The 14,632-nt window shown below is 53.5% G+C and carries 13 protein-coding genes and 3 tRNA genes; 13 read left to right on the forward strand and 3 right to left on the reverse strand.

Going from position 1 to position 14,632, the window contains the following annotated elements; translation table 11 throughout:
* Positions 1-30: 30 nt before the first annotated feature.
* Both atoS and IT084_RS01965 read left to right on the forward strand, forming a co-directional pair.
* The gene (atoS, locus tag IT084_RS01960; protein ID WP_195710582.1) at positions 31-1,851 is read left to right on the forward strand and encodes a two-component system sensor histidine kinase AtoS; all 1,821 of its coding nucleotides are present in this window, start codon (positions 31-33) and stop codon (positions 1,849-1,851) included.
* Entirely contained in the window at positions 1,844-3,214 is a 1,371-nt protein-coding gene (locus IT084_RS01965; protein ID WP_195710584.1) for a sigma-54 dependent transcriptional regulator, read from the forward strand. The genes atoS and IT084_RS01965 overlap by 8 nt, the downstream gene beginning before the upstream one ends.
* A gap of 18 nt (positions 3,215-3,232) precedes the next feature.
* Here IT084_RS01965 and IT084_RS01970 read toward each other — a convergent pair whose 3' ends face one another.
* On the reverse strand, positions 3,233-3,877 hold the full coding sequence (locus tag IT084_RS01970; protein ID WP_195710586.1) for a hypothetical protein: 645 nt from the start codon (positions 3,875-3,877) through the stop codon (positions 3,233-3,235).
* Between the two features lie 57 nt (positions 3,878-3,934).
* The gene (locus tag IT084_RS01975; RefSeq protein WP_195710588.1) at positions 3,935-4,126 is read right to left on the reverse strand and encodes a hypothetical protein; all 192 of its coding nucleotides are present in this window, start codon (positions 4,124-4,126) and stop codon (positions 3,935-3,937) included.
* Between the two features lie 1,163 nt (positions 4,127-5,289).
* Here IT084_RS01975 and IT084_RS01980 point away from each other — a divergent pair.
* The 11 genes from IT084_RS01980 (at position 5,290) to IT084_RS02030 (ending at position 13,234) form a co-directional block, all read left to right on the forward strand.
* Positions 5,290-6,837, forward strand: a complete 1,548-nt coding sequence (locus IT084_RS01980; protein ID WP_195710590.1) for an acyl-CoA carboxylase subunit beta — start codon at positions 5,290-5,292, stop codon at positions 6,835-6,837.
* Between the two features lie 74 nt (positions 6,838-6,911).
* Positions 6,912-7,694, forward strand: coding sequence for an enoyl-CoA hydratase-related protein (locus IT084_RS01985; RefSeq protein WP_195710592.1), 783 nt, complete (start codon positions 6,912-6,914; stop codon positions 7,692-7,694).
* 40 nt (positions 7,695-7,734) lie between these two features.
* Positions 7,735-8,751: a pyruvate carboxyltransferase gene (locus IT084_RS01990; RefSeq protein ID WP_195710594.1), complete on the forward strand. Its 1,017-nt coding sequence runs from the start codon at positions 7,735-7,737 to the stop codon at positions 8,749-8,751.
* Between the two features lie 52 nt (positions 8,752-8,803).
* Entirely contained in the window at positions 8,804-9,667 is an 864-nt protein-coding gene (locus IT084_RS01995; RefSeq protein WP_195710596.1) for a hydroxymethylglutaryl-CoA lyase, read from the forward strand.
* 131 nt (positions 9,668-9,798) lie between these two features.
* The gene (locus IT084_RS02000; RefSeq protein WP_279327792.1) at positions 9,799-10,011 is read left to right on the forward strand and encodes a 4Fe-4S dicluster domain-containing protein; all 213 of its coding nucleotides are present in this window, start codon (positions 9,799-9,801) and stop codon (positions 10,009-10,011) included.
* 255 nt (positions 10,012-10,266) lie between these two features.
* Entirely contained in the window at positions 10,267-10,947 is a 681-nt protein-coding gene (locus IT084_RS02005) for a hypothetical protein (RefSeq protein WP_195710600.1), read from the forward strand.
* An 86-nt stretch (positions 10,948-11,033) separates the two neighbouring features.
* Complete coding sequence (locus tag IT084_RS02010; protein WP_195710602.1) at positions 11,034-11,531, forward strand: HIT domain-containing protein; 498 nt, start codon at positions 11,034-11,036, stop codon at positions 11,529-11,531.
* Positions 11,532-11,652: 121 nt separating this feature from the next.
* Positions 11,653-11,729: transfer RNA gene (locus IT084_RS02015), tRNA-His, on the forward strand.
* Between the two features lie 6 nt (positions 11,730-11,735).
* A tRNA-Gln gene (locus IT084_RS02020) sits at positions 11,736-11,810 on the forward strand.
* 38 nt (positions 11,811-11,848) lie between these two features.
* Positions 11,849-11,924: transfer RNA gene (locus IT084_RS02025), tRNA-Lys, on the forward strand.
* A gap of 209 nt (positions 11,925-12,133) precedes the next feature.
* Positions 12,134-13,234, forward strand: coding sequence for an S-layer homology domain-containing protein (locus IT084_RS02030; RefSeq protein WP_195710604.1), 1,101 nt, complete (start codon positions 12,134-12,136; stop codon positions 13,232-13,234).
* A gap of 126 nt (positions 13,235-13,360) precedes the next feature.
* On the opposite strand, the gene IT084_RS02035 is transcribed toward IT084_RS02030, so the two are convergent.
* Positions 13,361-14,623, reverse strand: a complete 1,263-nt coding sequence (locus tag IT084_RS02035; protein WP_195710606.1) for a stalk domain-containing protein — start codon at positions 14,621-14,623, stop codon at positions 13,361-13,363.
* Positions 14,624-14,632 lie beyond the last annotated feature (9 nt).

A 14,632-nucleotide genomic window follows, 5' to 3' on the forward strand; every position in this document is an offset into this window, starting at 1 on the left:
TACTTTATTTTTATATAGTGGGGATATGTGATGATCAATAGAAATATATTTTTTGGTAATCGTATTCTGATTTTTGTTTCAACGCTGCTTGTGCTTACTGTACTGCTGACGGTATACCTGATGAGCATCATTCGCAACAGCGAGCTTTCCCTGCTGGAGCACCAGAGGGCCCGGTTGAACCAGGCCGCTTATCTTTTTGACCAGAATTTGGAGGGAAGCTTGAAAGATTATCTAATTAAACAAAATATAAACCAGGGTAATCGCCAGGAGCAGGTAATCGCCCTGGGGGAATACGTCAACCGGGTGATCCGGGACGTCAACCGGGAATACCCGGAGGTGCACATCGGCCTTTATTATAAGGACCTGGACGTGTTTTATGACGGCACGCAGCGGTTCGGGGAAAACTATTCCCTGCGCCGCAAAAAAGCTTTCGATGCCGTGCTGCAGAGCAAAACGGCGTTGACGCAGAACCTGGGCGAGGAACAGGGCGGCGTGGTGGAAGTTTACAAGCCGTTGACCAGAAACGGCCGGGTGGAGGGCGTGATCAGGTCGGCCGAATACCTGGGCGAAACCAGTTACTACGCCAAGCGCCGGGAAATCGAGTATACCGTCTATTCCATTATCGCGCTTGTAATTATAACGGGAATTTCCGGGGCCGTGTTGATCTTTCGTCAGCTGGTCAACCAGGTGGAAGAGATTAAAAACGGGGTTAAACTACTGGAAAAAGACCTCAGCCAGACCCTGCCGCCGGCGCCGGGCGAACTGGGTGAAATCGTCGAAGCCATCAACGGCTTTGCCCATAAAATAGCCGATTTGAACCTGTATAACGAAACTATGCTGGCCTCAATAGACGACGCCATTCTGGTGGTGGATGTGAAAGGCCGGGTGATGATCGCCAACAACATGGCCCGCAGGCTGATGAACCTGCCCGGGGATTACCTGGACAGGGACTGCCGGGAGCTGTTGCCGGCCGGTTCGCCGTTTGTGGAGTTGATTCACAAAACCCTGGAGGAGAAGCATAATTATAAAGACCTGCATATTTCCTGGGCGAACAACGGCAACCACCATGTAATGGAATTGTTGATCAGCACGGCGGTGCTGGTAGGCGCCAAAGAAAGGCACATCGGGATGGTGTTGTTGTGCCGCGATATCACCGAGCGGATGCGCCTGAGGGAAAAGGCCCAGCGGCAGGAGCGCCTGGCTTCCCTGGGCAAGCTGGTGACCGGGGTGGCCCATGAAATCAGGAACCCCCTCACCTCCATCAGCGTGTATATCCAGCACTGGCAAAACCAGGGCGCGCCCAACCAGCGGGCACTGGCCACGATTCACCGGGAAGTGGCGCGGCTTGATGCCATCGTCGACCAGTTGCTTTATTTTGCCAAGCCGGCCGAGGCCAAGTTTATGCAAAAGGATATCAACGCCATTATTGAAGATGTCCTGGGATTTTTCAACGAAATCCACCAGGGTAAGTACAGCCTGATCAGGGATCTGGACCAGGCCGTTCCCCGGGTATGGATCGACCCGGAACAGATTGAGCGGGTGCTGGTGAACATCATGTTCAACGCCATGCAGGCCATGCCGGAGGGCGGCACTATCACCGTTTCCACCGGTTATCGCGCGGACAGCGACATGGTTTACGTTTCCATATCCGACACCGGCTGCGGCATACCGCGGGAACACCTGAGCCATTTGTTCGACCCTTTTTACTCCACGCGCCCAAAGGGCACCGGGCTGGGCCTGGCCATTGCCCACGAAATCATCCAGGTGCACGGCGGGCATATCGAAGTTGACAGCGAGGTCGGGAAGGGCTCCAAGTTCACCTTTTATTTAAAAACCAGGGAGGATGTTTAAATTGGCTAAACTGGTACTGGTGATAGACGACGAACAGAGCGTACAGGAAGCGCTGCGGGATATCCTGGAGGACAGCGGTTACCGGGTGGAATGCGCGTCGAACGGCAGGGAGGGGCTGGAATTAATCGACCGGCTTGGGCCAGATGCGGTGCTGCTGGATATCCGCATGCCGGAAATGGACGGGATCAAAGCCCTGGAAATCATCAACCAGCGGGGCAAGAACCTGCCCGTGATCTTAATTACCGCGTACGGTTCCACGGAAACCACCATTGAAGCGATGAAATTGGGCGCCTTCGATTACCTGATGAAGCCCCTCAAGGTCAATGAAATTCTGGAGACGGTAAAAAAAGCGGTGGAAGTAAAGGAAATGCTGCAAAGGCCGGAGCTTAAGGACATTAAGAAGGACCAGGTTAAAACGGATATCATGATCGGGCGGTCAACCGTCATGCAAAACATTTATAAAACAATCGGCCGGATCGCCAACAGCAACGCCACGGTGTTGATCCGGGGGGAGAGTGGCACCGGCAAGGAACTGGTGGCCCGGGCCATTCATTTCAATAGCATCCGTAAAGATAAAAACTTTGTCAAGATCAACTGCGCCTCGATTCCCGAGAACCTGCTGGAGAGTGAATTGTTCGGCCACGAAAAGGGCGCCTTCACCGGGGCGGTGGTGGCCAAACAGGGCAAATTCGAGCTGGCCCACCAGGGTACGATTTTCCTTGACGAAATCGGCGAGATGTCCCTGGCCACCCAGGCCAAGCTGTTGCGCGTGCTGCAGGAAAGGGAATTCGAGCGGGTGGGCGGCACGGAAACAATCCGGGTGGATGTGCGCATTGTGGCGGCCACTAACAAAGACCTGGAAAAGAGCATCGACGAGGGGACTTTCCGGGAAGACCTGTATTACCGGATCAACGTTGTGGATATTGTCATGCCACCGCTGCGGGAGCGGAAGGAGGATATTCCGGAGCTGGTGGAACATATTATTAAAAACTGTTGTCTCGAACATGGCAAAACCATTACCGGTTTTTCCAGGGAGGCCATGAAACTCCTTGAAGCGTACGATTGGCCCGGCAACATCAGGGAATTAAAGAACGTTTGTGAGCGCGCCGTGCTGATGTCCAGCGGGCCGGTCCTTACTATCGAGGACCTGCCTCTCAGCCTGCAAAAGAGCAACCGGCGCGTTGAATGGCTGGGTGAAATTCAGGGGGACTCCCTGAAGGAAATTGTGGCCGAAGTGGAGCGGGAGGTGATCCTCAAGGCGCTGGAGGAAAACAACTGGAACCGCTCGGCCACGGCGCAGGCGCTGAAGATCAACAGGAGTTCGCTGTACGCCAAAATGAAAGAGCTGGGGATTATCGAATGAGAAGGTTTACCCCGCACGCTAATGTTTACGGCTTTTTATCTGTTTTAAATGCCGGCTGGTTACTGTAATGAAATCGGCCATGGCCAGCGCCATCCGCCCGGCGATTTCTTCTTCTTCGTATTTGTCAAAGTCGAACAATATTTTAAACCGGTATTTGCCCGTGGCTTCAATGGTTTGTCTTTCCCGCTCGATTTTCAAGCCCAGTTGACGTTCGATATCTTCCTTTTCGGAGAGCATTGGAATAAAAATATTGTTTTTATGGCCGTCCATGACCAGCTCGACGGAAATCAGGTTTTTTCCGCTGTATCTACCCTTCCGGGGGGATGTTTTGCAAATCCGGTAATAAGTGTTATCGTCGAGGCTGGTCTTGATGCAACGGGAAGTGGCCTTGATACCCGGAACATTAAAGGAAACGCAGTTAATCCGGATATCCCGGTCCTGTAACAAAGCGCCCGCTTCGGCCACCACCCGGTCCAGCAGCTCGCCCAGGTCATTTTTTCTTTCGGCGCGGGATTTTCGGGCGGTCTTGACCGGCCGCAGTTTTCCCTTCAGCCATTTTTCAAACAACTCAAGCGCCCTGCGATTGTCATCCCCGGGCATTACCTGGCTGATGAAGAGTTTCTTTTGCTGTTCAAAGGCGGAAACAAATTCCCTCTCTGTCATAATTCCCCCTCCCTCTGCTCTTGGATTAAGGTCCGGGTATATTTAATTCGCCCGTGTTTAACCGTGCAGTACTCCGGCCAGGATAAAGATCAGGGGCATGGCCAGAACAACCGCCGTGGCCAGAACGTTCCCCATGCCGTCGCCGGCATTGTTTTCCCGGGCCAACTCGATCTTGTGCATTTCGGCCTGGAAAAAAGGCTCCTCCAGGTTGTGCACCATCCACCTGTGTAATCTTTCACCGGTTCGCATTGCTCTGGGCCTCCTTCGTATTTGGAGATGATGTAATTTAAGGTGCAAAGCGTGTGCCAGGCGCCGGGAAGGCTCAAAGGCGCGAAAAATAAGGCTTCCGCTACCCGGCGCCGGGGGAGTTTTGACCATTATCTCATCACCCCTGACTTAATTTTGCACACCGCCGGGGGAAACGCCCTATTGACGGGTCAATGGCATAAACGGACCCTTGACCGGTATGGTGAGGCAGGCACCATGTTGTCTGAAAAATAATCGAAAGAGTCTGAAAATTATTGTTGGTGGTTATTAAACTTAAGCAATGGTTTGTGAAGGTTTGTATTATTATAAAGCAAAACGGCCCGGGAACAGCTTGTGAAAATTTTACTTTCGAAAATTGGTAGTTCGCCGGCAAATGGTTTCGTATTTTACGGGGGAGAGTAAAATATATAAATAAATGCGGTCATGAACATAGGAAAGGGTGTTTTACGATGGTTGTGCTGAGAATGCTTCATAAGTGGATGGAGAAACATCTGGAGCGACCATTTTACGCAATTGAAATGGAGCGGGCCGGAATTTTGCTTGAGGAAGCAAGGCCGGCCGGGAATGTTGCCCGCGGTAAAAGGCATAAAAAGGTAGTTCCCCTACGGGTCACTAAATAGCCCGGCAATAGAAATTAAGGAGGCGCATATGGGATTTTATCCGATAGACAGTGGCACTTAGGCCCCAGCCGTTCAGTTCGATACGGCCGGGGCCTGAGTGTTTTTTCGTATTTGCTAAAAATAATTTGCAATCCCTTATCTGCAGAGTGTTCCGGCGGGCTGCGTCTCAACTGATGTAAACCCGGGCAACGCTCATGTTTACTACCGGTTATATTATTCCAGGCATTTGCCGGCTCGCATAAAATTCCAATAGCCTGAAGCATTGATTTGCCGGCTCTGGGGCCGGTTTTGGGGTTTTTACGCGGTTTATATAATACTGGCATTGTTTTTGCTCCTTATGTTCATCATTTAGCCGGCGCGTGAAGTTGCGGGAGGTGATATACCCTGGTTAATTGAGGCCCTTTGGGGAAACAGGGAAAACAATTGAATGGGGGTTAACCTTCCCAATAAATGTCGAAAAATTCAAGCAAAACCGGGTGTAAAAAATATTTACACCGGTCAAGAAGAAAAACGGGGGATGAGAGCATGAGTGATAAAGATTTGAAGGCCCTTGACCTGGAGTTGAAGGAAAAGGAAACGGTGATTAAAAAGGGCGGAGCGCCCAAGTACCACGAAAGCAACGCCAAAAAAGGCAAAATGTTTGCCCGGGAAAGGCTGGAGCTGTTACTGGACCCAGGTTCCATTGTGGCCGAGGACGGATTGTGGGCCAATAACCTGGCGGACGGGCTGCCGGCGGACGGTGTGGTAACGGTGGTGGGCAAAATTCACGGCCGCACTGTCTGCGTAATGGCCAATGACTCCACGGTGAAGGCCGGGTCCTGGGGCTGGCGCACGGTGGAAAAGATCATCCGCATCCAGGAGACCGCCATGAACATGAAGGTGCCCATGCTCTACCTGGTGGACTCGGCCGGGGCCAGGATTACCGACCAGATTGAAATGTTCCCGGGCCGGCGGGGCGCGGGCCGCATTTTTTATAACGAGGTGAAAATGTCCGGCATGGTTCCGCAAATCTGCCTGCTGTTCGGTCCTTCCGCGGCGGGCGGGGCTTATATCCCGGCTTTCTGCGACGTGGTGTTCATGGTGGACGGCAACGCCAGCATGTACCTGGGCTCGCCCCGGATGGCCGAAATGGTGATCTTTGAAAAGGTAACCCTGGAGGAAATGGGCGGCGCCAGGATGCATTGCACCGTCAGCGGCTGCGGTGACCTTCTGGCGGCCACCGAAAGGGAAGCCATTGAGGCCTGCCGCCGGTATCTCACCTACATGCCGCAGAATTACAAGGAGAGGGTGCCTCTGGTGGAGGCGCTGCCGCCCGCGGAAGGCCCCGGTATTGAAGACATCGTACCGGTTGAGGAAAACCAGGCTTTTGATATGTACGAGGTGATCAACCGGATCATTGACCGGGACAGCTGGTTTGAGATTAAAAAATTGTTCGCGCCGGAGCTGATCACCGGTTTCGCCCGCATCGGCGGCCGGGCGGTGGGCATCCTGGCCAACCAGTCCCTGGTCAAGGGCGGGGTGTTGTTCGTCGACTCGGCGGATAAGGGCGCCCGGTTTATGAACCTGTGCGACGCTTTCAATATCCCCCTCCTGTTCCTGATGGACGTGCCGGGGTTTATGATCGGGTCGGCGGTGGAGCGCCAGGGGATTATCCGGCACGGGGCCAAGATGATTTCGGCCATGTCCGAGGCCACGGTGCCCAAGGTGTCCGTGGTGGTGCGCAAGGCTTACGGCGCCGGGCTTTACGCCATGTGCGGGCCCGCCTTCGAGCCCGACTGCTGCATGGCCCTGCCCACCGCCATGATCGCCGTGATGGGTCCACAGGCGGCGGTGAACGCCGTGTATGAAAACAAGATTATGGCCCTGCCTCCCGAAGAAAGGCCCGCCTTTGTGCAACAGAAACGGGAGGAATACGCCAGGGATGTGGATATCTACCGGCTGGCCTCGGAGCTGGTGGTGGATCACGTAGTCAGCGGCGCGGAACTGCGGGACGAACTGATCAAACGGTTTGCGCTGTACGAGTCCAAGGCGAAGGTGTTCACCGAGCGCAAGCACCCGGTTTACCCGGTTTAGTCGCCGGTGGCCGGCATCACTAATACATGGCTCATTAAAGTTATTGAAACACTGTTTGAAGGGAGTGATGATGAATGGAATACGAGAATATCAAGCTGGCCCGGGAAGGGCACATCGCCATTATGGCCTTTAACCGGCCCCAGGCCATGAACGCCCTGAGCACCCAAACCGCCCGGGAAATACTGGCCGCCCTGGAGGAACTGGAACAGGACGACGAGGTGTTCGCCGCGGTGTTGACCGCCGAGGGCGACCGCGCCTTTTGCGTGGGGGCCGACCTCAAGGAACGAAAAACCATGACCCGGGAGGAAATGAAAAAGCAGCGGGCCCTGTTTGTGCGCGCGTTTACCGCGGTGGCGGAATTCCCCAAGCCGCTGGTGGCGGCGGTGAACGGGTTCGCCCTGGGGGGCGGTTGCGAGTTCGCCCTGGGCTGTGATTTTATCATCGCCGCGGAAAACGCCTCCTTCGGGCTGCCCGAGGTGGGCCTGGCCATTATCCCGGGAGGCGGCGGCACCCAGTTATTACCCCGGGTGATCGGGCGCAACCGGGCCAAGGAATTGATCTTCACCGGGCGGCGCATCAGCGCCCGGGAGGCCTTTGAACTGGGGCTGGTGAACCATGTCGTGCCGGCCGACCAGCTCATGGCCAAAACCATGGACATTATGCGTGAAATCACTAAAAACGGCCCTATTGCCCTGCAGCAGGCCAAGCGCGCCATCAACCTGGGGGTGGAACTGGAACTGCACACCGCCCTGGCCCTGGAAGCCGAGTGTTACAACGTATGCCTGGCCACCGGGGACCGGGACGAGGGTCTCCGGGCCTTCAACGAAAAACGCAGGCCGGTATACAGGGGAAGATAAATCCGGTTTAAGCTTGACCCCAATCAAGGAGGGAGAATATATGTTTGAGCTGAAATACCCCAAGAAGGTAAGAATTGGTGAAATTACGGTGCGGGACGGTTTTCAACACGAGGAAAAAACCATACCCACCAGGGCCAAGCTTTGGGTACTGGAAGAATTGATTCTGGCCGGGTTCAAGGAGATTGAAGTCACCAACCTGGGCAACCCCCGGGGGATGCCCCAGTTTGCCGACGCCGACGAGCTGTTTAAACTGCTGTACAGTTCCAAGCGGGTCAAGGATAAGCTGCCGGAAATCGAGCTGACCGCCATCACCATCAGGGAAAAGGCGGTGGACCGGGCCATCGAGTTGAAGCAAAAGGGCTACGGTCCCACCAGGATTTTGCAGATGGTGTCCACGTCGGAATCGCACCAGTACAAAAATTCCGGCCTGGACCACAAGGGCTACTGGAAAATGACCGAAGAGTGCATTAAAAAGGCCCACGACGCCGGAATCAAGGTAAACGGCACCGTCAGCACCATCTGGGGGTGCCCCATCGAGGGACCCACCGAGTTGAAAAAGGCGGTGGAGTTCACCAAAAGGTACCTGGAAATCGGTGCCGATGACATCGAGCACGCCGACCACGACGGCTCGGCGCCGCCCAACAAGGTTTACGAGTACTTTTCCATGATCCTGGACGCCCTCCCCAACCCCGACCTGCACGTGGCCCATTTCCATGTCACCCGGGGGTGGGGCCTGGCCAACGTGCTGGCGGCGCTGCAGGCCGGCATTACCCGGTTTGAGAGCACCATGGGCGGCATCGGCGGCCAGCCGGCCAATTTTGTGGACGGGTCGCCCGTCGCCGGGACCGGTTCGTATTACTACCAGGACCCCAACATTGTCGGGCTGGTGTCCACGGAGGACCTGGTGGTGATGCTGGACGAAATGGGTATCGACACCGGTGTTGACGTCGACCGGGTACTGGAGATCGGCCGGATGATGGAGAAAATTATCGGGCGCCGCCTGCGCAGCGAGTGTATCAAGACCGGCCGCATTCCCAAGGGGCCGACGGGATTCTGAGCGGAACCCGGCCGTCGTAGCCCAATATTTTGGGAGACAGGAGGGGGGATATTTGCGCTGGCCGGAAAGGGTGCTGGTCCGCGAGGTGGGCCCCAGGGACGGGCTGCAAAATGAAAAAGCCATCCTGCCCGCGGAAACAAAAATCACCCTGATCAGGCGGCTGATCAGGGCGGGAATTACGGCCATCGAGGCCACTTCGTTCGTTCATCCCCGGGCGGTGCCCCAGTTGAGCGACGCCGAGACCGTATTGGAGGGTATCGGTGACCCCGGCCCCGGGGTGACCATCAGCGCCCTGGTGGGTAATGTCAGGGGGATGCAGCGGGCCATCGCGGCTTCCCACACCTGCCTGCGGGAGATTGTGGTGGTGGTTTCGGCCAGCGAGGCCCATAACCGGGCCAATTTAAACAGGACGGTGGGGGATTCCCTGACGGAACTGGGGGAAATCCGTCGCCTGGCCGGGGAGAGGTTCAAGGTGCGGGGCGCAATCGCAACCGCCTTTGGCTGTCCTTACCAGGGAAAAATCAGTTTTGCCGAGGTGGCCAGGGTCGCTGAGGGTATGCTGGCGGAGGGAATCGATGAAATAACGCTGGCCGACACAGCGGCCGCGGGCAATCCCCGGCAGGTTTACGAGCTTGTACGGGAAACCGTGTCACGTTACCCGGAAGTCACCTGGGCGCTACACCTGCACGAAACCCGTGGCCCGGGGCCGGTCAACGCCGTAATGGGCATTATGGCGGGGGTGCACGTGCTGGAAAGTTCCGTGGGTGGACTGGGCGGATGCCCCTTCATACCCGGCGCAACGGGTAATATATCCACCGAAGAACTGGTGCGGATGCTGCACGGGATGGGTATTGAAACGGGTATTGATTTGCGCCTGCTGCTCCAGTGTGCCGAATATATTAAAGAGTTATTATAGATTGGTTTCCGAATATCTTTTATAAAAATTCAACTTTGTAAAATTTGCTATGGACGTAACAGTTAGGGTTTTGTACAATTAAATTAACCGGTCAATTATGACCGGAATAAGGGGGACGTCCCCTTGAATTTTTGAGGGAGAGGGAGGCAAAAAAAATGTTCAAGGTTGAAATCGACACCGATAAGTGCCAAGGTTGCGGCGAGTGCGTGGACAACTGCCCGGCTTCCATTCTGGAAATGGACGGCGACAAGGCTAAAGTTGCCGGCGACCTTGAAGACTGCCTGGGCTGTGAAACCTGCGTCAGCGTTTGCCCCAACGAAGCGGTTACTGTAACCGAATCTTAATTGTAAAATATAAACGCTTTATTTTTACTTCGCCCATATCCGGTCGGGATGTGGGTTTTTTATTTTTCCTTACAACGATTACCGCCATGGCCACGGAACTGTTTACGGTGTGCAGTTTTAAACCGTTCTGGTTTAGCGGAAGTTGTCAAGCAGATTTTTGTCGAGGCCATTAAAAAATGAAGTCATGAAGCGACATTATCTCCCGTTGTTGCTTGCCCCCAAAATGCTTATCATATTTTTACGGAGGTGAACAATTTGTATTACATCGCAGGGGCGACTGAAGGCGGCAACGAGATGGGTTGCGACTTCGGTTTTGACATGATTGAACGAATTATTTTAGACGAGGTTTTTATGGAATTGCCCGCAAGGGTATCAAGTGAACTTATAGTGGCCAAAAGGTTTTCATATTTCGGGGACAAGCCCGGCATTCCCGTTGAGCAACTGGTGGGTAAAAAGGCCTGGAGCCTGCAAACAAGGTTCAACTTTGCGATCTCGAGTGATTTTTGCCTGGCCACGGTGGTAAAAAGGGAAGGTTTGCTGGCGGCTTTGAGGCGCTCGTTGATCAAGGTGGTTAACATGCCGTTGTGGAGGTGCGGCCACAGTAATAACCATCCCGGTTTATTCAATAGTTTGGCAGTTTATAATCCTTACCTGCTGCGGAGTATGCTGGCGCGTGAAAAATACGGTGAGTGGAACCACGGCGAGGATAGGACGCGCGCACTCCGGGTTTTATATAAATTTATTAATTTTTTGCATGAAAGGGATGATTTACGGTACATTATCATGTATAACGAGTTGATTTGCCCTCACTGGGAGGCCTCGGGGGAAATGTACTTCAACAATAAAGGTGAGTTGACACATTTTAATTATTTCGGCCGGGGCAACGGTCAATCGTACAGGTATTACCCGGAACTGGGGGTATGGCAGAGGAAGTAAAAAGCTCGACAAACCCACGGTTTTTTGGCAGGATTTGTTGCCCGAAGGCAGAAATTTTGGAGAAAACGGTAAACAGGGGGATCAACATGGAAAGATTATGGGCGCCTTGGCGCAGCGTGTATATCGGCAAGGATCATGGATCAGGGTGCATCTTTTGCGAAAAACTAAACGCCGCCGGGGAAAAGGACCGTGAAAATTACGTTCTTTTCCGCGGCGAAAAAGCCTTTGTGATATTAAATATATACCCCTATAATAACGGGCACCTGCTGGTTGCGCCCGCGCGGCACGTGGGAGATATTGAGGAACTGGACCCCGTCGAGATGCAGGAGCTTTTTTCCACTACCCGGCTCATGGTTAAATTATTGCGACGCGCTTTTAATCCCGACGGGTTCAATGTGGGTGTGAACCTGGGCAAGATAGCGGGCGCGGGGATTCCCGGGCATTTTCACATCCATATTGTGCCCCGCTGGGGTGGCGACACCAACTTCATGCCGGTGCTCGGTGACGTGCGAGTTATTTCCGAGGCGCTGGACATGACTTACGCCAAATTAAAGGAGGCCCTGGAGCGGGAAAACGACGTTTAAACGAAAACCATGCTCCCGGAGGGATAGTTTTTGGATATAATTTACAGGCGGGTTTGACTTGACTTGATCTGTTTAATATGATAAGATATTTCTTGCGCTGGTGAGCCAGTAGTTTGATGTGGTGGGTGTAGCTCAGCTGGTTAGAGTACCAGATTGTGGCTCTGGGGGTCGTGGGTTCGAATCCCATCACCCACCCCATTATGTTGGGGCGTAGCCAAGCGGTAAGGCAACGGGCTTTGGACCCGTCACTCGTAGGTTCGAATCCTGCCGCCCCAGCCATTAAAAATTAATAATCCGGCCGGTAAGCGGCTGGTTATGACCCATTAGCTCAGTTGGTAGAGCACCTGACTTTTAATCAGGGTGTCCCGCGTTCGAGTCGCGGATGGGTCACCAACAAAGGAGGTTCAACAAATATAAAGTTGTGCCTCCTTATTTTTTCCCCGGAGCAAAATTACGATAATAATCTGCTTCACGAAAGTATTCAGCAGAGCTGCATTTGCGTCCACCGGGAAAATAGTCCTAAAAAAATAGGACCATTGTTACCCCTGAAAAAAATGGGGTTTTGGCGGATAATTAAATAAAAATACTGGGAGGGATGAATAATGAAAAAAATTGCGTTAATGATTCTGTGTGGATTACTGGCGGTAGCGCTGGCTACCAGTGCCGCCTGGGCAAAGCCGGGCAACGGAAACGGGAATGGCGGCGACGCGGGCCGGGGCAAGGGTTCAACGGCTGTAAAGCAAGTGTCCGGGGTTGATGCCCGGGGCCATGTTCAGCAGCAGGTGAAACTTGAGCTTAAGAACGACTCCCAAAAGGGAAGCGCCGCGATTAAAGAGCAAAAGTTGAGTACATACAGGGAGATGTTGAAAAACTACAATCAATTGATGAACGAGGGAAAAGAAACCCGCATCATGTTCAAGGATGCCGAGCGTCACTGGGCGCAAAAGTCAATCCGGAACATGGCTGCCATCGGGTTGTTCAGCGGTTACGGGGACGGCACCTTCAAGCCGGACAACCCCATCAGCCAGGCGGAAACAATTGCGCTGTTGATGCGGCTGGTGCCCCTGGAAAATACGTCCAGTGGGGATAGTGTCGCCGGTGATGGTTCCGGTGACGGCACCGTGGAAGAAAGCTCAAGTGAAACGGTTGAGGTGGGTGATACCGGTTCGGAGGATGCGGGTGATGCCGTAGAAGATAATACAAATACGGATACGGAAGACGCGGAGGATCTTGCCGGCGTTCCGGGTTGGGCCAAGCAAAGTGTTGGCCGGGCAGCTCAACTGGGGATCTTAAACATGAACCGTTTCCATTCCCAGGTGCAAGCCACCAGGGCGCAAGCGGCGGTTTGGATTGCCAAAACCCTCGGGCTGGAGCCGGTGGATGTTTCCGATATGCCCTTTGCCGACGGCTTGCTGATTGCGCGGGAGGATGCCGGCTATATACTGGCGCTTTATAAAGAGGGTTTAATCAGTGGTTTGCCGGGCGGCAAATTCAATCCCAACAGTGCCATTACCAGGGCGGAAATGGCGGTGCTGATCGAAAGAATTCTCACCCGCCAGGAAGAACAACCCGGGGATTTGGAAGATGATAACAATGCAGCGGGTGACGTGGAAGAGGGTGCCGAAGATGACAGTGTCTCGAGTGAAGAAACCGTTGCGGGGGAAGATTCAGCTGAAAGCGCTTCGGGCGGCAGTGACGTGTAAAAAAAATAAATGGATAAGGAACCGGGAGTGCCAAATGCCCCCGGTTTTTTTTTACTAACGCGGCGGATATTACTTATTCATTCATCAAGTTTTTAGACATGGCATTTCCCCTTGTTTGTTTAACGTTCAAAATTTGGGTTCAACACTATTTTCTACAACCTTCCACATTTCATCCGTCACCAACCCCAACCTCCACAGGGCAATGCCGTTCAAATTGTAACGCTTGGCGATGCCGATTTTGACGGCCATGCTTTCCGGCGTCTCACTTGGCGCGGAAATACCCAGCACCAGTTTTTCGGACGGAACGCTTGCCCTGGCCATTTGCACCGCTTGAATTACCAGGTTGGCCGGCTCCGGTTTGGCACCGTAATCGTAGGCCATAATAATGATGCGGTCGGCAATTTGCCCCAATGCCCGGTAATCGTAACCAGGGTAAGCACTGTTGGGGGCGTGCAGCGTCAGGGTTAAATTAATATTAAGCGGTTTCAACTGTTCGGATAGTTTACGGATGAAGCCGGTAAAATTATTCCTTGTTTTTTCCAGTTGAGTGCCCAGTTCCCGCCAACCCAAACCTTCAAAGTCAATATTTACTCCATCATATTTTGTAGCCTCTTCTTTGATCGCGGCAACGGCTTTGGCCATAAGCGCCTCATTGTTTAAAAACGTGGAAATGGCCGAGTTGTAATCAGTTGCATGAATAACCATTTCAGTTTTAAGTTGATATTTTTCGGCTGCCCGCAGCACGTTTTCCCATCCTTCCGGCCTTTGCCAGCCGGTTCTGCTCCGGGTGACCAGTGTCCCCTCTTCGTCCAGGCTATACCATCCCAGGGCCAGCTCGCTGAGCGCGCCGGTGTTGCCCCGACCTGCTTCGGGGTAACTTGTGCCGAAAAGATTTTTCCAGCTGCTGGTTTGAGCGTCCCCCAGGGCGTAAAACCCGATTACCTGCATCGACTTGGGCGGTGAAGTGATGACCACTTTTTTGCCGGCCCCGTCCCATTTAACCGAACAACCGAATGCTTCGGCAAAAAAACGCAGGGGGATTAATGTCCTTTCTTCGATAATCAGTGGCGGCACATCCAGCGGGATAGCTTGTTGATTGCGGTATGCGGTGCTTTGGGACACTTTGAGTTCCAGAGTGGTTTCATTGTTCTTGGCAATGATGGATTTTGTTTGGCCGTCCCAGGTAACCGCAATATTTAAAGCTTCCGCCACGGCCCGAAAAGGAACCATTGTGCGACCGTGATGGACGGTCGGGGGTACATCAGAAGCCACCGGCAAACCGTCAAGCAATATTTCGACACCGGACCGCTCCTGCGCCGCCGCCCGGGGGATTAAATATACACCGATGGAAAGTAACAATACCAGCGCAATAATGGATATTCGCTTCATTTTAATGCC

Origin of the sequence: Desulfallas sp. Bu1-1 (assembly GCF_015594625.1) — a bacterium.
Taxonomy (GTDB): Bacteria; Bacillota; Desulfotomaculia; order Desulfotomaculales; family Desulfallaceae; genus JADNRQ01.

What these genes read in the sequence shown, in the direction of transcription:
- atoS (WP_195710582.1), top strand. Translation starts at nt 31, where the DNA reads ATGATCAATAGAAATATATTTTTTGGTAATCGTATTCTGATTTTTGTT.
- IT084_RS01965 (WP_195710584.1), top strand. Translation starts at nt 1,844, where the DNA reads ATGTTTAAATTGGCTAAACTGGTACTGGTGATAGACGACGAACAGAGC.
- IT084_RS01970 (WP_195710586.1), bottom strand. Translation starts at nt 3,877, where the DNA reads ATGACAGAGAGGGAATTTGTTTCCGCCTTTGAACAGCAAAAGAAACTC.
- IT084_RS01975 (WP_195710588.1), bottom strand. Translation starts at nt 4,126, where the DNA reads ATGCGAACCGGTGAAAGATTACACAGGTGGATGGTGCACAACCTGGAG.
- IT084_RS01980 (WP_195710590.1), top strand. Translation starts at nt 5,290, where the DNA reads ATGAGTGATAAAGATTTGAAGGCCCTTGACCTGGAGTTGAAGGAAAAG.
- IT084_RS01985 (WP_195710592.1), top strand. Translation starts at nt 6,912, where the DNA reads ATGGAATACGAGAATATCAAGCTGGCCCGGGAAGGGCACATCGCCATT.
- IT084_RS01990 (WP_195710594.1), top strand. Translation starts at nt 7,735, where the DNA reads ATGTTTGAGCTGAAATACCCCAAGAAGGTAAGAATTGGTGAAATTACG.
- IT084_RS02010 (WP_195710602.1), top strand. Translation starts at nt 11,034, where the DNA reads ATGGAAAGATTATGGGCGCCTTGGCGCAGCGTGTATATCGGCAAGGAT.
- IT084_RS02030 (WP_195710604.1), top strand. Translation starts at nt 12,134, where the DNA reads ATGAAAAAAATTGCGTTAATGATTCTGTGTGGATTACTGGCGGTAGCG.
- IT084_RS02035 (WP_195710606.1), bottom strand. Translation starts at nt 14,623, where the DNA reads ATGAAGCGAATATCCATTATTGCGCTGGTATTGTTACTTTCCATCGGT.